This window comes from Arthrobacter sp. fls2-241-R2A-172 (genome assembly GCF_030208885.1).
GTDB lineage: Bacteria > Actinomycetota > Actinomycetes > Actinomycetales > Micrococcaceae > Arthrobacter.
Genome location: NZ_JARVTB010000003.1, coordinates 503344 through 520608, shown reverse-complemented (window position 1 = coordinate 520608; position 17265 = coordinate 503344). Strand labels below are relative to the sequence as shown.

11 protein-coding genes are annotated in these 17265 nt (G+C 64.5%); 9 read left to right on the top strand and 2 right to left on the bottom strand.

Going from position 1 to position 17265, the window contains the following annotated elements; genetic code table 11:
• The first annotated feature begins 376 nt into the window (after nt 1-376).
• The 6 genes from QRM57_RS07885 (at nt 377) to QRM57_RS07860 (ending at nt 8552) form a co-directional block, all read left to right on the top strand.
• Nucleotides 377-1810 (top strand): dicarboxylate/amino acid:cation symporter, encoded by a 1434-nt coding sequence (locus tag QRM57_RS07885; RefSeq protein ID WP_284986179.1) that lies wholly within the window; start codon nt 377-379, stop codon nt 1808-1810.
• A gap of 92 nt (nt 1811-1902) precedes the next feature.
• Nucleotides 1903-2370 carry a YbjQ family protein gene (locus QRM57_RS07880; RefSeq protein ID WP_284986178.1) on the top strand — a complete coding sequence of 156 codons (468 nt, stop codon included), beginning with the start codon at nt 1903-1905 and terminating at the stop codon, nt 2368-2370.
• A 137-nt stretch (nt 2371-2507) separates the two neighbouring features.
• Complete coding sequence (locus QRM57_RS07875; protein WP_374111507.1) at nt 2508-3239, top strand: TetR family transcriptional regulator; 732 nt, start codon at nt 2508-2510, stop codon at nt 3237-3239.
• A gap of 1 nt (nt 3240) precedes the next feature.
• Nucleotides 3241-5766, top strand: coding sequence for an MMPL family transporter (locus tag QRM57_RS07870; RefSeq protein WP_284986177.1), 2526 nt, complete (start codon nt 3241-3243; stop codon nt 5764-5766).
• A 181-nt stretch (nt 5767-5947) separates the two neighbouring features.
• Complete coding sequence (locus QRM57_RS07865; protein ID WP_257368569.1) at nt 5948-6619, top strand: Maf family protein; 672 nt, start codon at nt 5948-5950, stop codon at nt 6617-6619.
• Nucleotides 6620-6737: 118 nt separating this feature from the next.
• Nucleotides 6738-8552, top strand: coding sequence for an acetyl/propionyl/methylcrotonyl-CoA carboxylase subunit alpha (locus tag QRM57_RS07860; RefSeq protein ID WP_284986175.1), 1815 nt, complete (start codon nt 6738-6740; stop codon nt 8550-8552).
• Between the two features lie 65 nt (nt 8553-8617).
• Here QRM57_RS07860 and QRM57_RS07855 read toward each other — a convergent pair whose 3' ends face one another.
• Nucleotides 8618-10027 (bottom strand): MFS transporter, encoded by a 1410-nt coding sequence (locus QRM57_RS07855; protein ID WP_284986174.1) that lies wholly within the window; start codon nt 10025-10027, stop codon nt 8618-8620.
• Nucleotides 10028-10291: 264 nt separating this feature from the next.
• On the opposite strand from QRM57_RS07855, the gene QRM57_RS07850 reads away from it, so the two are divergent.
• Genes QRM57_RS07850 through QRM57_RS07840 form a run of 3 tightly spaced genes read left to right on the top strand, consistent with a single transcriptional unit; the run spans nt 10292 to nt 15471 of the window.
• Nucleotides 10292-11704 carry an MFS transporter gene (locus QRM57_RS07850; protein ID WP_284986173.1) on the top strand — a complete coding sequence of 471 codons (1413 nt, stop codon included), beginning with the start codon at nt 10292-10294 and terminating at the stop codon, nt 11702-11704.
• Entirely contained in the window at nt 11705-13912 is a 2208-nt protein-coding gene (locus QRM57_RS07845; RefSeq protein WP_284986172.1) for a molybdopterin oxidoreductase family protein, read from the top strand.
• Nucleotides 13909-15471 (top strand): FAD-dependent oxidoreductase, encoded by a 1563-nt coding sequence (locus QRM57_RS07840; RefSeq protein ID WP_284986171.1) that lies wholly within the window; start codon nt 13909-13911, stop codon nt 15469-15471. Before QRM57_RS07845 ends, QRM57_RS07840 begins: the two co-directional genes overlap by 4 nt.
• A gap of 266 nt (nt 15472-15737) precedes the next feature.
• Here the strand turns inward: QRM57_RS07840 and QRM57_RS07835 are convergent, their stop codons facing one another.
• Nucleotides 15738-17147: an NAD(P)H-quinone dehydrogenase gene (locus tag QRM57_RS07835; RefSeq protein WP_284986170.1), complete on the bottom strand. Its 1410-nt coding sequence runs from the start codon at nt 17145-17147 to the stop codon at nt 15738-15740.
• Nucleotides 17148-17265: the final 118 nt, after the last annotated feature.

The following is a 17265-nucleotide window of genomic DNA, read 5'->3' as shown; positions in this document are numbered from 1 at the left end:
GTCTTGACGCACACTGCCGGATGTCCGGCCTGCAGCCGTGGGTTCTCGTAGATCATTCGGATTTAGCTGCCAAGTGCGGACCGCACGCCGTGCGGTCAGGGACAGTACCTGGGTGGTGTTGGCACCGGCGAGGGTCGGACGGGTGCTGCGGGGGTCGATCACGGCGGCCGCGGGTGTCGTACTCGAACCGGGTCCTGCCACCCACCCCGTTGATCGTCCCGGTCAGTTCCCCGGCGAACCACCCCCACCGGGTCGGCACTGCGGAAGGGTCTTCGCCGAGAGCAACGTCACACGGAGCCGTGGAATAACTTTTGCGCACGTAACATTTCTCAACGTCCGTTCGCTATGTTATTGGCCAGACACCTAACGTGTTCCGGTGAGCACCTCAACCAACACTTCCCCAGCAGCTGGCAAGCCCGGCTTCCGGCTCCCCAAGTGGGCCGGTTCCTTCGGCGTCCAGATCATCGCAGCCCTCATTGTGGGCCTCGTCCTTGGCCTCATCGCCAAGTACACAGGCAGCACCAAGACAGCCCCCAACGGCCTTGGCGCAACCCTCCAGACGATCGGGTCCAGCTACGTCTCGTTGCTGCAGACCGCCGTCGTTCCTTTGATCTTCACCGCTGTGGTGAGCTCGATCGCCAACCTGCGGCAGGTCTCCAACGCTGCCCGTCTGGCCTGGAACACTCTGCTCTGGTTCGCCATCACGTCGCTGGTTTCGGTATTGATCGGCATCGGCCTGGGCGTACTCCTGCAGCCCGGGGCAGCCACTGGCATTACCCAGAAAGCTGAATACGCTGGCAAGACCGGTGACTGGTGGGCCTTCCTGATCGGCCTTTTCCCCAAGAACTTCCTCGGCCTCGGCGCCAGCTCTACCGTGACCGAAAGCGCCAACGCTGCCACAACGGTCAGCACTTCCGTCAGCTTCAACGTGCTCCAGATCCTTGTGGTCGCCATCGCCGTCGGCATCGCCGCACTCAAGGTAGGCAAGCAGGCTGAGGCATTCCTGACCTTCAACGCTTCCGCACTGGCCGTTATCCAGAAGGTCCTCTGGTGGATCATCCGCATCGCTCCGCTGGGCACCGTGGGCCTGATCGGCAACGCTGTTGCGATCTACGGCTGGGACACCATCGGTTCTCTGGGCAAGTTCACGGCCGCCATCTACATCGGCCTGGCACTGGTGCTCTTTGTTCTGTACCCGATCCTGGTCCGCGTCCACGGCCTGTCCGTCAAGCAGTACTTCTCCGGTGTGTGGCCCGCGGTCCAGCTGGCGTTCGTCTCCCGCTCCTCCATCGGCACGCTGCCGCTCACGCAGCGCGTCACTGAACGGAACCTGGGCGTCCCCTCCGGCTACGCTTCCTTCGCCGTGCCGCTGGGCGCCACCACCAAGATGGACGGCTGCGCAGCAATCTACCCTGCCATCGCAGCGATCTTTGTAGCCCAGTTCTTCGGCATCAACCTGGACTTCAGCCAGTACCTGTTGATCGTGCTGGTCTCCGTCCTTGGTTCCGCTGCAACGGCCGGCACCACCGGCGCAGTGGTCATGCTCACCCTGACCCTGTCCACGCTGGGACTGCCGCTTGCCGGCGTCGGCCTCCTGCTGGCGATCGATCCCATCCTGGACATGGGCCGTACCGCCGTCAACGTTGCGGGCCAAGCGCTGGTCCCCGCCATCGTGGCAAAGCGTCAAGGCATCCTGGACGAGTCGCTCTACAACGCACCCCGCAATGGCGCTGCCTTTGCTGATGAATACGCAGCCGACAAAGCCGCCGCCGAAGCGGATGAAAGGGAGCTCGTGGGCACGAAAGCCTGATTCCGGCCCTTTTTTGACGGCGTAAATCCCCCGGGGAGTTCTCCCCGGGGGATTTCCCTCTTAATGGGCCCAAAGCTGGATAGGCTCTGACCATGCTGATCGTCACTTCAAATGAAATTCCGGGTCACCGGATCGACGCCGTGTTCGGCGAAGTCATGGGCCTCACTGTCCGTTCACGGGACATCGGCTCGCAGATGCTTGCCGGTTTCCGCTCACTTGGAGGCGGTGAGCTGCCCGAGATGACCAAGGCACTCTACGAGAGCCGCCAGGAAGTCATGGCACGCATGGTCAACGAAGCGCAGCAGCGCGGCGCCAACGCCATTGTGGCCATGCGTTTCGACACCTCCGAGATGGGCACCAACTGGACCGAGGTCTGCGCCTACGGAACCGCCGTCTATGTGCTCCCCCTCGGCGAAGGCGAGCCCGGGGCTACGGGGCAGTCGATCTATTTGACCAAATCGGCCGCCCAACAGCCGGCCCAGCCGCAACAACCGGCCCAGCCGCAGCAGCCAGCACCGCCTGCCCAGCCCACCCCGCCGGCTCCCCCGGCGCAGTTCTAAACCAAGCCCCCGGCAGATCCCGTTCTTGTTCGCTCTCCTCCCCTTCAACGGTGAGGAGAGCGAACAAGAACGGGATCCCTTTTGCCCGGGATCGCTTCAAATTGCGCAGAGTGCAAAGTTGCACTTAGTGTAAGTATGTGACCCAAACCAGCAATCACGATGCCGTTGCAGAGTCGCCTGCCCTTGCCGATGCCGCAGTGCCCTCCCGGCGCGAGCTCAACAAGGCGGCCACCCGCAGCTCCATCGCGTCCGCCGCCCTGGACCTGTTGCGCAGCAACGGCTCCGGCAATTTCACCGTCGAGGACATCGCTGCCAGCGCGGGAGTTTCCCGACGGACCTTCTTTAACTATTTCCCCAGCCTTGAAGCGGCCCTGGCATCAGTAGCCGACGGCTTCATGGACCACGCCCTGGAACAATTCCGCCTGCGCCCCGCCGAAGAATCCATCCTCGAATCGGCTCGGGCGGCCCTCATGGCACTCGCAGATCCGATGTCCGTGGCGCCCATGGCCGAGCTGTTCAGCCTCACCCAGGACAACCGCTCGTTGGCCCGGTCCGAGCTTGAAGCCTGGGAACATTGCACCGGGCAAATCATTGACGCTGCCCGCAGCCGGCTCGGTGAAGGCATCAGCGAGCTCTACTTGCATGCGTTGGCCGGGTCGGTGATCTCCTGCGGCAAGGCGGCCATGACCGTGTGGTTCGCCGAACGTGGGCCCGACCTCTCCGCGGAATCCCTCGCCATCCTTCGCCAGCATCTCATCGACGCGATGGGTCTCCTCGGCGCCGGCTTCGCGCCGCCGTCGGACGTTTCAGCCCCACAATCTCCGGCATCAGCCGCACCCTCTGTTCCAACCACCAAAGATCGGTTCTGACATGGCTTCGTTCCTCTACCGGCTCGGCAAATTCTCGTACCGGCGCCGCTGGCTGGTGATCTCCATCTGGCTGGCCGTCCTGGTGGCCGTGGGCGGTTCAGCCGCAGCTTTCCACGGCACCATGTCCAACAACTTCACCATCCCCGGCACCGAAACCCAGCGGATGGCCGACAAGCTCAAGGAAGCCCTGCCTGCTTCCTCCGGGGGATCCGCGAGCGTCGTCTTCGACGCCGGCGACGCCGGTTTCGACCAGGCCAAGAAGGATGCCGTCGCGGCCGCCCTCGACAAGCTGCAGGACATGCCCGACATCCAAGGGACGGTGAACCCCTTCACCACGCAAGAACAGCTGGATTCCGCGGCCGGCCAAATCGCCGACGGTGAAGCCAAGGCGGCGGCAGGTCAAGCCCAACTGGATGCCTCCCGCGCACAGCTGACGGCTGGCGAGGCGCAGCTCGCCGCGGCAGAGCAGCAGCTGGCGGCCTCCGGCCTCACCCCGGCGCAGATTGACGCGCAGCTCGGTGCCAAGCGCGCTGAGCTCGCCGCGGGCAAGGAAAAGCTCGACGCCGGCACAAAGGAAGCGGCCGACGGCGCCACCACCTTGGCCCTCTCGAAGCGGCAGGCTGCCGCCTCGGAGGGGCTCCGGTTCGTCTCCAGCGACAACAAAGCAGCAATTGCGCAGGTCCAGTTCAAGACCTCCATCAACGCAGTGGATCCAGCCGTCCGCAAGCAAGTACAGGACATCGTTCACGAGGTCTCCTCCGCAGGCGTCACGGCTTACGCCAGCAAGGAGATTACGGAGGACGTTTCGCAGATCTTCGGCATTGCCGAAATCGTGGGCGTCGCCGTCGCCGCGCTGGTCCTGATCCTTATGCTCGGCACCCTGGTCGCAGCCGGCCTTCCGCTGGTGATGGCTTTGATCGGTGTCGCGGTTGGCGTCGGTGGCACGTTCGCGCTCACCAGCGTGATCGACATGAGCTCCATCTCCCCGATGCTCGCCCTGATGCTGGGCCTTGCGGTGGGTATCGACTACTCCCTGTTCATCGTCAACCGCCACCGCGGCCAACTGTTGGCAGGCATGGACGGCGAAGAGTCCGCGGCCCTCGCCACGGGCACCTCCGGCAACGCTGTGTTGTTCGCGGGCCTCACCGTGATCATCGCGCTTGCTGCCCTGGTGGTCCCCGGACTCCCCTTCCTCGCAGTCATGGGTGTCGCCGCCGCGGCGACAGTGGCGGTCGCCGTCGTCGTCGCTTTGACCCTGACGCCCGCCATCCTGGCGCTGATCGGCCGCCGGCTCATCTCCAAGCGCGCCTGGGCCAAGGCCGCCAAGCACAATGCCGAACCGGGCCACGAAGCGGCTGACCGCGCCCTCGAAGAGAAGCGCAGCAGCGGTGGCTGGGGCGGCCTTGTTACCCGGCATCCGTGGTTCGCGCTCGTGGCCAGCGTCGTGCTTCTTGGCGCCCTGGCTCTGCCTGCTTCCCAGTTGCGGCTTGCACTGCCCGACGGCGGTTCCGAACCTGTCGATTCACAGGCGTTCAAGGCCTATGACCTCACGCGCAGCAGCTTCGGCGAAGGCATGACGGGCCCGATCATCGTGGTCGCCGAGTTCCCTGAAGGTCTGAGCGAAAACGACGCCAAGAACAAGCAGTACGATGTCGCCGACGAGCTGCGGGGCGTGGACAACGTGATCGCCGCAGTGCCTGTGGCCTTGAGCGATGACCTCCGAACGGCCGTTTACCAGGTCATCCCGAAGGAAGGCCCCGCCAGCGCCAGCACCGTCCAGGTGGTTTCCGATGTCCGCGCCAAGGGCACGGACATCCGTGAACAGAACGATGTGACCATCGGACTGACCGGCCAGACTGCAGGCAACATCGATGTGTCCGCCAAGCTTGGTGCCGCTTTGCCGCCTTATCTGGCGATCGTTGTGGGCCTCTCGCTGATCCTGCTCCTGCTGGTGTTCCGCTCCATCGTTGTTCCGCTGTTGGCTACCGGTGGCTTCCTGCTCTCGCTGGCTGCTGCCTTCGGTGCCGTAGTGGCCGTGTACCAGTGGGGCTGGTTGGGTGGGATCTTCGACGTCGCCAACCCCGGCGCCGTCCTGAGCTTCCTCCCCATCATTTTGATCGGTGTGCTGTTCGGTTTGGCCATGGACTACCAGGTGTTCATCACGTCCGGCATGCGCGAATCGTTCATGCACGGCGAGTCCGCCAAGCACGCAGTACGCTCCGGGTTCAGCCACGCAGCGGCAGTGGTCACCGCCGCTGCCATCATTATGGTCAGCGTGTTCTCCGGCTTCATCTTCAGCCACCTCACCATGGTCCGGCCGCTGGGCTTCGCAATGGCGTTCGGTGTGCTCATCGATGCGTTCGTGGTCCGCATGACGATCGTTCCGGCCGTGATGTACCTGTTGGGCGAAAAAGCCTGGTGGTTGCCCAAGTGGCTCCAGCGGATCCTCCCGGACGTGGACGTCGAAGGCGCCAAGCTCACCCGCAGCGACCGCCCCAAGGCCGGATCCGAGGAACTGGTCCACTAACGCTCCTCCACGTAACCAACCCTTCAACCCGACGCTCCATCACTTGCTTCACGGCAGTGATGGAGCGTCGGGCGTTTAAGCGCGGACGTGAGCGAGGGACGGCGGGAAGCAGGCGGGATGTGAGCGAGGGACGGCGGGAAGCAGGCGGGATGTGAGAGAGCGTCGTATTAGGCTGGAGGGCGTGACCCGATTGATTCTCGCCTCCCAGTCCCCCGCCCGCACCAAGCTGCTTACGGAGGCGGGAATCCAGCATGAGGTCCTGGTCTCGGACGTCGATGAGGATGCCGTCCAGGCAAAGTACGGCGTAACGGATGCCCACGACACAGCCCTCCTGCTCGCCCGTGCCAAGGCAGAAGCCGTTGCAGCCCTCCCCGAAGCCGAAGGCGCCCTGGTGATCGGGTGCGACTCTGTCTTCGAATTCGACGGCGAGTCCCACGGCAAGCCCTACACCCCGGAGGTTGCCCGGGAGCGGATGCTGCGGATGCGCGGTTCACAGGGAGTACTTCACACAGGGCACTGGCTTGTTGACTGCCGGGATACCGCAGCGGACGCGGACCAGGATGATGCCGGCGACGGGTCCCCGGACGGCACAGGCGCCACGGTGGGCGGGGTCTCCAGCGCGGAAGTTCACTTCGCGCAGATGTCCGAAAGCGAGATCGACGCCTACATCGCCACCGGCGAGCCCCTGCACTGCGCCGGTTCCTTCACCATTGACGGCCTGGGTGGGGCCTTCATCCGCAAGGTCGACGGCGACCCGCACGCCGTCGTCGGGCTTTCCATCTCCACCCTCCGGGATCTGCTGGTGCATGCGAACGTGGGCATCACAGAGCTGTGGAACTCGAACAGCCAGTAGAAGCAATTTGTAGCAACCCTACAAAGGAACATCGCCTCACACACGGAATCCCCCATCAATATGGGCGGAACCCTCACAATCACGCTAGGCTCCCTGAAGGACAGAAGGAGTCAACAACTTGTCAGCTAACCCGGCGCAGCCCATTTCCAGCCCTCTTACCAAGGTCTTGATTGCCAACCGCGGCGAAATCGCGGTCCGCATCATCCGAGCCGCCCGGGACGAAGGCATTGCCTCCGTGGCGGTCTACGCCGACCCTGACCGCGACGCCCTCCACGTCCGCCTTGCGGACGAAGCCTATGCCTTGGGCGGCAACACCGCCGCTGAGTCATACCTGGTGATGGACAAGATCATTGAGGTTGCCAAGCAGGCTGGCGCCGACGGCATCCACCCGGGTTACGGCTTCCTGGCCGAGAACGCCGAGTTTGCTGCGAAGGTCATCGACGCCGGTATCACCTGGATCGGTCCCTCCCCCGAGGCAATCTCGGCTTTGGGCGACAAAGTCCAAGCCCGCCACATCGCCGAAAAGGTGGGGGCTCCGTTGGTCCCCGGTACGGCTGAGCCCGTGGAGTCCGCAGAGGAAATCCTGAAGTTTGCCGAGGAATTCGGGCTTCCCGTGGCCATCAAGGCTGCCTTCGGCGGTGGCGGGCGTGGTATCAAGGTGGCCCGCACCATGGACGAAATCCCTGAACTGTACGAGTCTGCCGTGCGCGAAGCCACCGCAGCTTTCGGCCGCGGCGAATGCTTCATCGAGCGTTTCCTCGATGCACCGCGCCACGTTGAGACCCAGTGCCTGGCAGACGGCTTCGGCAACGTGGTTGTCGTCTCCACCCGCGACTGCTCCCTGCAGCGCCGCAACCAGAAGCTCGTCGAGGAGGCTCCCGCGCCGTACCTGAGCGAAGAGCAGGTCAAGCGCCTCTACGAATCCTCCAAGGCCATCCTCAAGGAGGCCAACTACCTCGGCGCCGGCACCTGTGAGTTCTTGGTGGGCCAGGATGGCACCATCTCCTTCCTCGAGGTCAACACCCGGCTCCAGGTGGAGCACTGCGTCTCCGAAGAAGTCACGGGCATCGACCTGGTCCGCGAGCAGTTCCGCATCGCCCGCGGCGAAGCCCTCGGCTACGAGGACCCCGAGGTCCGTGGCCACTCCTTCGAGTTCCGCATCACCGGCGAAGACCCGGGCCGCAACTTCATGCCCGCCCCGGGCACCATCACCACCCTGAAGAACCCGACCGGACCCGGCGTCCGGATCGATTCCGGCGTGGATCAGGGAGACGTCATCAGTGGCAACTTCGACTCCATGCTCTCCAAGCTGATCGTCACCGGCGCTACCCGCGAGCAGGCCCTGCAGCGTTCACGCCGCGCCTTGGAAGAGATGGTGGTGGAGGGTATCCCCACCGTTATTCCTTTCGACCTGGCAGTGGTCACCGACCCCGATTTCGCCCCGGCTGAGGGTCCATTCAAGGTTCACACCCGCTGGATTGAAACTGAGTTCGTCAACAGCATCCCAGCATGGTCGGCCAGCTCTGCCGGCGCAGAAAAACCCGACGCCGGTGAGCGCCAGCGCGTCGTCGTCGAGGTTGGCGGCAAGCGCCTTGAAGTCGTCCTGCCATCCGGCCTTGGTGGCGGCGTGGCTGCCGTCTCCAGTGGCTCGGGCACCAAGTCCGGGAAGTCCAAGAAGCGTTCCCGTTCCGCTGGTGCTACGGCTGCTGCGGCCGGCGGCAACGCCCTGACGTCGCCCATGCAGGGCACCATCGTCAAGGTGGCAGCCTCTGAAGGCGACGTCGTGGCCGAGGGCGACCTGATCGTCGTCCTTGAAGCCATGAAGATGGAGCAGCCCCTCACAGCCCACAAGGCCGGCACCGTTCGCGGCCTGTCCGCCGCGGCGGGCGAGACCGTCGCTGCCGGCGCAGTCATCGCCACCATCGAGGACTAAGAACAACCGCTTAACGACGTCGGCCCCGCACCAAACGGTGCGGGGCCGACGTCGTTTAGGCGTACTTAGGCTACGTTGTTCTCGTAGTCGGTGTCCTTGGTTTCACGTGTCAACCACAGGGCGATGAAGGTCACCACAGCGGCGACGGCCATGTAGACACCCACCAACCAGGTGCTTCCGTTCGCTGCCGACCAGAGTGCGATGGCCACGAACGATGCCGGGGCGGCGCCGATCATGGACGACAGGTTGTAAGCGACCGCAGAACCTGTGTATCGGACATTTGCCGGGAAGAGCTCGGGCAGGATGGCGGCCATGGGACCGAACGTCAGGCCCATGAGCGTGAAGCCAACAATGAGTCCAACCATGGCGGCGGCCTGGCCAGGGCCGAACATGGTGAACCAGAGCGCACCGAAGACGAAGATGCCGGCGGTGACGCCCAGCAGGAACTTGCGGCGGCCCCACCTCTCAGCCAGCGGCCCGGAAACCACCGTGAAGATGCCGAAGAAGACCACGCCGATGATCAGCATCCACAGGAAGTCAGAGCGGGTAATGCCCAGTCCGGGAACGAATGCTGCGATTTGGTCAGCTGTCATGGGCTTGCCGGCTTTTTCGGCGGCGGCCTGCGCACCGGCCAGGGTGGGCTTGGTGCCGTAGGACAAAGTGAACGTGGTCATGATGTAGAAGAGCACGTAGGTGGCGAACATGATGAAGGTACCGGCCACCACGGGGCGCCAGTGGCTCTTGAGTGTGGCTGCGAGGGGCAGCTTCTGGACCTTCTCCTGCTGGATGACCTTGGTGAAGGACGCGCTTTCCACCAGCTTCAACCGGACATAGAGGCCCACGATGACCAGCACGGCACTGAGGATGAACGGAACCCGCCAGCCCCATGCGAGGAACTCTTCGGCGGTCAGTGCCACATTCATCCAGATGAAGATGACGTTGGCAATGATGAAGCCGATCGGGGCACCAAGCTGCGGGAACGTTCCGTAGATGGCGCGCTTGCCTTCCGGAGCGTTCTCGGTGGCGAGCAAAGCCGCGCCGGACCATTCTCCACCGAGGGCGAGGCCTTGGAAGAAGCGCAGAACCACTAGGAGGATGGGCGCCAGGATGGCCCAACCCGGCATGGATGCCGTAGGCAGGAGTCCGATCAGGAACGTGGCAATACCCATGGTCAGAAGCGAAGCGACCAGGGTGCCCTTGCGGCCGATCTTGTCTCCAAAGTGTCCGAAGACCACTGCGCCGATGGGGCGGGCGAAGAAGGCCACGCCGAAGATGGCAAACGCACTGAGCAACGCGTTGATATCAGTGGCGTCCGGGAAGAAGAGCTTCGGGAAGACGAGTACCGACGCGGTGGCATAAGCGTAGAAGTCGTAGAACTCGATCGTCGTGCCGATCAGGCTGGCGAAGATCACTTTGCCCCGCGAGTTCACCGGCTGAGTGGACTCGCCTTCCTTGGATGGTGCGGTGGAAGACATGTAGTTGCAGCTTTCGTTCACATGGATTATTCGAGAGTTCAATAATAGTTCCCGCTGTCCATTGACTGGACAACCAAGTCCAACATGCGGACCGCCGCAGAAATCCCACGATGTGGTCTGCGCCACAATACCTCACCACGGCCTCACGCGCCGGTGACCCCGCCGATAGGGAAATGTCACAGGGCGTTTACAAACAGCGTCCGTCCGTGAAATGCGCCAAACCTACCTTGGAAGAACAACGTCCCCCACCAAGGAGGCACTCCCGTGACTGTTGATAGCACCGCAGATGCACTGGTTCCCGTCCAGTCCACTGCTGCCGCCACCCCCACCCTTGAACACCGCCCCGGCCGCTGGATCGCCAACTGGGATGCCGAGGACAAGGGCCAGTGGGAAGCCGAAGGCCGGTCCATCGCCAAGCGAAACCTCTACTGGTCCATCTTCGCCGAATTCCTCGGATTCGTTGTCTGGCAGCTGTGGTCCATCGTGGTCGTCCAGCTCCCAGCTGCCGGTTTCGCGTTCGACTCCAACCAGATCTTCTGGCTCATCTCCATTCCCAGCCTCGTAGGCGCAACACTCCGAATCCCCTACACCTTCATGGTTCCGAAGTTCGGTGGCCGGAACTGGACCATCGTCTCGGCACTCCTGCTCCTGATCCCCACCACGGGATTGGCGATCTGCGTCTCCAACCCGGAAACGCCGTTCGGTGTCATGCTTCTCATCGCCGCCCTTGCCGGCTTCGGTGGCGGCAACTTCGCCAGCTCCATGGCCAACATCACCTTCTTCTACCCGGCCCGCGAAAAGGGTTGGGCGCTGGGCCTGAACGCCGCCGGCGGAAACCTGGGTGCCGCCGTCGCGCAGCTTGTTGTTCCGATCGCCATCACGCTCCTGGCGGCGGGAACGGTCAACCTTCCCATGGCTGGCATCATCTGGATTCCCCTGATCCTCATCGCCGCCTTCGGCGCCTGGAAGTACATGAACAACCTCACCAGCGCCAAAGGCGATGTGGCCGGCTCGCTGGCCGCCCTCAAGGAACCGCACCTGTGGGTCATGGCGTTCCTGTATATCGGTACCTTCGGTTCCTTCATCGGCTTTGCGGGCGTCTTCCCCAAACTGATCAAGGACTACTTCCCGGACTTCTCCTCCATCCACGTCGGCGCAGTTGCGCTCTCACTTGCCTTCCTCGGCCCGCTTGTCGGCTCCCTGGCCCGCCCCTACGGCGGACGCATGGCCGACCGGATGGGCGGGGCGCGAATGACCATTGCCTCCTTCGCTTCCATGGCCGTCATCACCCTCACCATGATCTGGACGTTGCCGCTGAAGAACTTTTGGCTCTTCCTCACCCTGTTCCTGCTCCTCTTCCTGGCGAGCGGCTTTGGTAACGGCGCAACGTACCGCATGATCCCGGTCATCTTCGCCACCTCCAGCAGGGCTGCACGGAGCGGGGCCAGTAGCGCGGCCACCGCCCGGCTTGCAGCATCCTCACTGGGCCTGATCTCGGCGATCGGCGCCTATGGCGGCTTCGTGATCCCGCAGGTGCTCAACGCCTCCAACACCACCGCAGGTTCCTACACGCCGGCGTTCTACGGATTCGTGGGAGCGTACGTCCTGATGCTTACCGTCTGCTGGGTCTGCTACATCCGCCCGGCCCGGAAGCGCAACACGATCGGACACATCTAGATGCCCAACGGCGCCGATACCCACTGCCCCTACTGCGCGCTCCAGTGCGCCATGACGCTGACCCCGGCCACGACGGACTCCGCCGCGCCGGGGCCGGCGCCCGCACCCACCGCAGAACCGGCCCAGCCAGCCGCGCCCCTGGAGGTCTCCGGGCGCGACTTCCCCACCAACCGGGGCGGGCTGTGCCGCAAAGGCTGGACATCGGCGTCGTTGTTGCATCACAACGGCCGGGTCACCGAACCGCTCCTCAAGGGATCGGACGGCGTCCACCACCCGATCTCCTGGGACCAAGCGCTCATGCTCATCGCAGCGGCCGTCAAGGACACCCAAAAGCAATACGGAAACGATGCGGTGGGCGTCTTCGGGGGCGGCGGCCTCACCAACGAGAAGGCGTACCTGCTGGGCAAGTTCGCGCGCCTGGCGCTGAGGACTTCCCGCATCGACTACAACGGCCGGTTCTGCATGTCCTCGGCTGCTGCGGCAGGCAACCGTGCGTTCGGCGTGGACCGCGGCCTCCCCTTCCCGGTAACGGACCTGGACACCGCGTCCGTCATCCTCATGCTCGGTTCCAACGTTGCCGAGACCATGCCACCCTTCGTCCCGCACCTGCAGGGCGCCCGCGACGCCGGCGGCCTGATCGTGGTGGATCCGCGCCGCTCGGCTACTGCTGCGTTGACGTCCGACGGCGGCGGCCTCCACCTGCAGCCGACCCCCGGTACCGATTTGGCCCTCCTTTTGGGCATCTCCCATGTGGTGGTGCACGAGGGTCTGGTGGATGACGAGTTCATTGCTGCAAAGACCACCGGTTACGCGGCTGTGGTGCGCAGCCTCAATGCCTTCTGGCCCGAACGCGTCCAGACCATCACCGGCGTTCCCGCGAACCTCATCCGCGAGACCGCCAGGCGGCTGGCTCACGGTGCCCGTACCGGCGGCAGCTACATCCTGAGTGGTCGCGGCGTGGAACAGCACGTGGACGGCACGGACACGGCCACCGCCGCGATCAACCTCAGCCTTCTCCTCGGCCTGCCCGGTTCGGCGCGCAGCGGCTACGGCACACTCACCGGGCAGGGCAACGGCCAAGGCGGCCGGGAACACGGACAGAAGGCCGACCAGCTCCCCGGTTACCGCAAAATCACCGATCCCGCCGCCCGCGCCCACATCGCCCAGGTGTGGGGAATCGATGAGTCTCTGATCCCCGGACCGGGACTGCCGGCCGTCGAACTCCTGAAGTCGCTCGGGAAGCCCGACGGCGTCCGTTGCCTTTTCGTGCACGGCGCCAACGTTGTGGTGTCAGCGCCTGATACCAACGCCGTGACGGCCGGGCTGCGGGCTCTCGACTTTCTGGTTGTCTGTGATTTCTTCATGTCAGAGACGGCCGCCGAAGCGGATCTGGTCCTGCCTGTCACGCAATGGGCCGAGGAGGAGGGCACGCTGACCAACCTGGAGGGTCGGGTGATCCGCCGTCGCAAGGCGCTCAATCCTCCCCCGGGCGTGCGGAGCGAGTTGTGGCTTATGGCCCGGCTCGCTGAACGCCTGGACGCACCCTCCACTTTCAGTGACGACCCTGAGACGGTGTTTGAAGAACTTCGTCTGGCCTCCGCCGGCGGCTTGGCCGATTACTCGGGCATCGACTACGCCATGCTGGACCGCGGGGAAGCTGCCTACTGGCCCTACCCCGTTGGCAGCACTGGTACGCCGCGGCTTTTCGGCGACGGCTTCGCGCACTCTGATGGCCGGGCCGTCATGGTGCCCGTGACGCCGTCCAAGCGGGCCGTGCGTTCATTTGCGGATGACTCGCTGGCACTGGCTACCGGGCGGCTGCTGGAGCACTACCAGTCCGGCGCGCAAACCCGACGGGTCGAGGCACTGATGGCAGCCCAACCGCAGGCGCGGCTGCTGATCCACCCGGGCACCGCAGCTTCACGTGGGATTGCCGACGGCGACTACGCCACGGTCACGAACGAACGCGGCGAGGTCCTCTGCCGGGCCGAGCTCAGCAACTCTGTCCGGGCCGACACTGTTTTCCTGCCGTTCCACTTCCCCGGCCAGGAGAATGCCAACCGCCTCACGGAGGCGGCCACAGATCCCATTTCCGGCATGCCGGAGTTCAAGACCAGCCGTGTGTGGGTTAAGAAGGCCGGGGCAACCCCGGCGGCAACAATCGCCGTCGGGGTTCGAGTGCCGGTTTACGTCAAGGAGGCTTTATGAGCGAGCGGATTGTCGTCGTAGGTTTCGGTCCCGTTGCCGCGCGGCTCGTGGACGAAATCCTCCCCGCCGTACGTTCGGGCCTGGTCCAGCTGATGGTGGTTGGACAGGAGCCGGAGGCTGCCTACAACCGCGTGATGGTTGCTGAACTGGGCGTGGGTCGGACCACTGCCGAGGCCCTCGCCGTGGCTGACGCAGCAGAATTGATGGCCGACGGCGTCGACGTCAGGTTGGGCGTGAAGGTCAAAAGGATAGACCGGGCACGCCAGCACGTAGTGCTTTCCGATGGCAGCTCAGAGCAATACGACCGGTTGGTGTTCGCCACTGGTTCCCGTCCCGTGATTCCCAACCTCACCGGCCTCAACCCGGACCCTTCCGGACCTGTGCTTCCGGCGGGAGTGACGGCATTGCGCGATCTAAGGGACGCCGCCGTCCTCCGTGCTGCCGTGGCAGGTGGCAAGCGCGTGGTGGTACTGGGCGGTGGCGTCCTGGGCTTGGAGACGGCGCTGGCCGCTTCCGAGGAGGGTGCCCTGGCTACCGTCGTCCACAACGGCCCCTTCCCTTTGGGCCGCAGCATCGACCGCGGCAGCGGCTCCGTGCTCACCAACAGCTTGCGTTTGGGCGGAGTCAGGATGGCGGGCAACGCCCGCTCCACCGGTGTGGAGACTGCCGGGCCGGGTGGTTCCTTCTCTGCCCTGCTTCTTGATGATGGATCGGCCATTGACGGGGACTTGCTGGTGCTCTCCTGTGGTGTCCGCCCCCGGATAGAACTGGCCGAGGGTTGCGGCCTGCCGGTGGGCTCCGGAATCCTGGTGGACCACCACCTCCGGACCTTTCACGAGCCCCACATGTTCGCGATCGGTGACTGTGCGGAAGTGCGCTGCCCGGACGCTGCATGCCTCGATTGCCGGAGCGCCCCTGGTCCGTCCGGCCTGATTGGTCCGGGCTGGCGGCAGGCCGAATGGTTGGCCGAGTATCTCGTGGTACTGGCCCGCGACGGACAGGACGCAGCGGATGCCCTGGAAGCACTCCCCCCGGAAAAGCCCGGTGTGGTGGTCCTGAAGGCGCGCGGCATCAACCTTGCCGTGGCGGGCGACAACCAGGCGGATCCCTGGGATGAAGAGCTATTGGAAGCCGGTGCTGCTTCCGGGCGCCCGCGGCGGCAGGTCTCGCAGTGGGCCGATCCTGAGCACGGCCGCTACGTAAAGATGACCACCCGGGGCGGTGTGCTGGAGGGCTTGGTGTCTGTGGGCATGCCCCGTACTGCTGCCGAACTGGTGGTCTTGTTTGAGCGCTCTTCCGAACTCCCCGCTGACCGGTCCTTGCTGCTGCGCCTGGATGGTCCGGACCAGCTGAACAGCGGCGCCACCAGCACCGACCCGCAACGGACCGTTTGCCGTTGCGCGGGGGTCAGCGCGGCCAGCATTGGCGACTCCGTGGCGGACGGGTGCTCGACGGTTGCCGATGTTTCCAAGGCCACCCGCGCCGGTACAGGCTGCGGCGGGTGCCACGAGGACATCAAGGGCATCATCGAGAAACACTTCCAGGCCGCCGCCGCTTGAAGCCGCATAGTTTTTGGTTTGCCGCTCGGGTTCGGGGGTTCGCTGCGGAGCATGCCGTGCGCCCGGCATTCTCCGCAGCGAGCCATCGAATCGGACACTTCAGCCTGCCGGGCCACGGTCCTGCGTTGCACATGCCCCTCGCTGAAGCCATCGCCGCTCTGCACACGTAGGAAGCACAAACGCCCGTTTCGATGGTTCGCTGCACGTTAGACGGTAGGAATCGTCTGGTGCGCTGCGAACCGTCGAAACGGGCGTCGGCGTCACAACTACATGTGGACGTGCAAGCGGCGTGCGGCCTCGGAAATGGATCCCGTCAGGGACGGGTACACCGTGAAAGCGCTGGCCACGTCATCGACGTGCAGCTTCTGGGTGACGGCAACCGAGATCGGGAAGATGAGCTCCGAGGCATTCGGGCCAACCACCACTCCACCGATCACTGTGCCGGATCCCTTGCGGGCGATGATCTTGACGAAGCCATCCTTGGTGTTGCGCATCTTGGCGCGGGCATTGCTGAGCAGGGACAGCATCACAACATCGCCCTGGTACTTGCCGGACGCGAGGTCGGCCTCGGAAACGCCCACGGACGCGATTTCCGGGGAGGTGAAGATGTTGGACGCAACTTGGTTGAGCTTGAGGGGCTTCACGCCGTCGCCCATGAAGTGCGCGATCGCGATCCGGCCCTGCATGGCGGCCACGGATGCGAGGGCGAACACACCGGTGCAGTCGCCGGCCGCGTAGATGTTGGGGGCAGTGGTGCGGGAAACGCCGTCCACCTTGATGTGGCCGGATTCCGTGAGCGTCACGCCCGCTTCTTCAAGGCCGATTCCAGCGGTGTTGGGAATGGACCCAACACACACCAGGCAGTGCGTACCTGTCACGATCGATCCGTCACCCAAGGTGACCTTCACGCCGTCGTCGGTCCGCTCAACGGCGTTGGCGCGGGACTTCGACAAGACTCGGACACCGCGGCGCTCGAAGACGCCTTCCAGCAGCTTGGCCGCATCCGTGTCCTCGCCGGGGAGGACCTGGTCGCGGCTGGAAATCAGCGTGACCTTGGAACCAAGGCCGTTGTAGGCGGAGGCGAACTCGGCCCCGGTCACACCGGAACCAACCACGATCAGTTCCTCGGGAAGTTCGTCCAGGTTGTAGATCTGGGCCCAGTTGAGGATGCGTTCGCCGTCGGGCTTGGCGGTGGGGAGTTCACGCGGGTGGGCGCCAACGGCCAACAGGATTGCGTCGGCGTCAATGGTGCGGGTGCCGTCGATGGTCAGGACCTCGATGGTGTTGTTGTCCAGCAGCTTGCCGGAACCAATGACGATCTCCACGCCCAGGCGCTCAAGTCCTGCACGGATGTCCTCAGACTGTCCATGGGCCAGGTTCAGGACGCGGTCGTTGATGTGCTTGAGGTCGGCGCGGGGCTTTGATGCCGCGCCGTCGCCGTCGAACTTCACTCCCAGCTCGTCGGCCTCGCCGACGCGGGTCATGAGATCGGCAGTTGCGATGAGCGTTTTGGAAGGCACGACGTCGGTCAGCACGGCCGAGCCGCCAAGGCCCGCCCGCTCAACAATGGTGACGTGGGCACCGAGTGAGGCGGCCACCATGGCAGCTTCATATCCGCCGGGACCACCTCCCAGGATCGCGATACGGGGGGCACTGAAGTCAACTTGGGTGGTCACAATCCTCAATTCTCGCTCATTGCCACGCCGGCTGCCACTCAGCCCACCCTCACCCACGCGTGCGTCCCTACCAAAGTCCCGTGGCCGCAAGGTAGCTTGTACCAGTGAGTAACACTGA

Coding starts and splice junctions, on each gene's coding strand:
- QRM57_RS07880 (WP_284986178.1), top strand. CDS start 1,903: ATGCTGATCGTCACTTCAAATGAAATTCCGGGTCACCGGATCGACGCC.
- QRM57_RS07845 (WP_284986172.1), top strand. CDS start 11,705: ATGCCCAACGGCGCCGATACCCACTGCCCCTACTGCGCGCTCCAGTGC.
- QRM57_RS07870 (WP_284986177.1), top strand. CDS start 3,241: ATGGCTTCGTTCCTCTACCGGCTCGGCAAATTCTCGTACCGGCGCCGC.
- QRM57_RS07840 (WP_284986171.1), top strand. CDS start 13,909: ATGAGCGAGCGGATTGTCGTCGTAGGTTTCGGTCCCGTTGCCGCGCGG.
- QRM57_RS07855 (WP_284986174.1), bottom strand. CDS start 10,027: ATGTCTTCCACCGCACCATCCAAGGAAGGCGAGTCCACTCAGCCGGTG.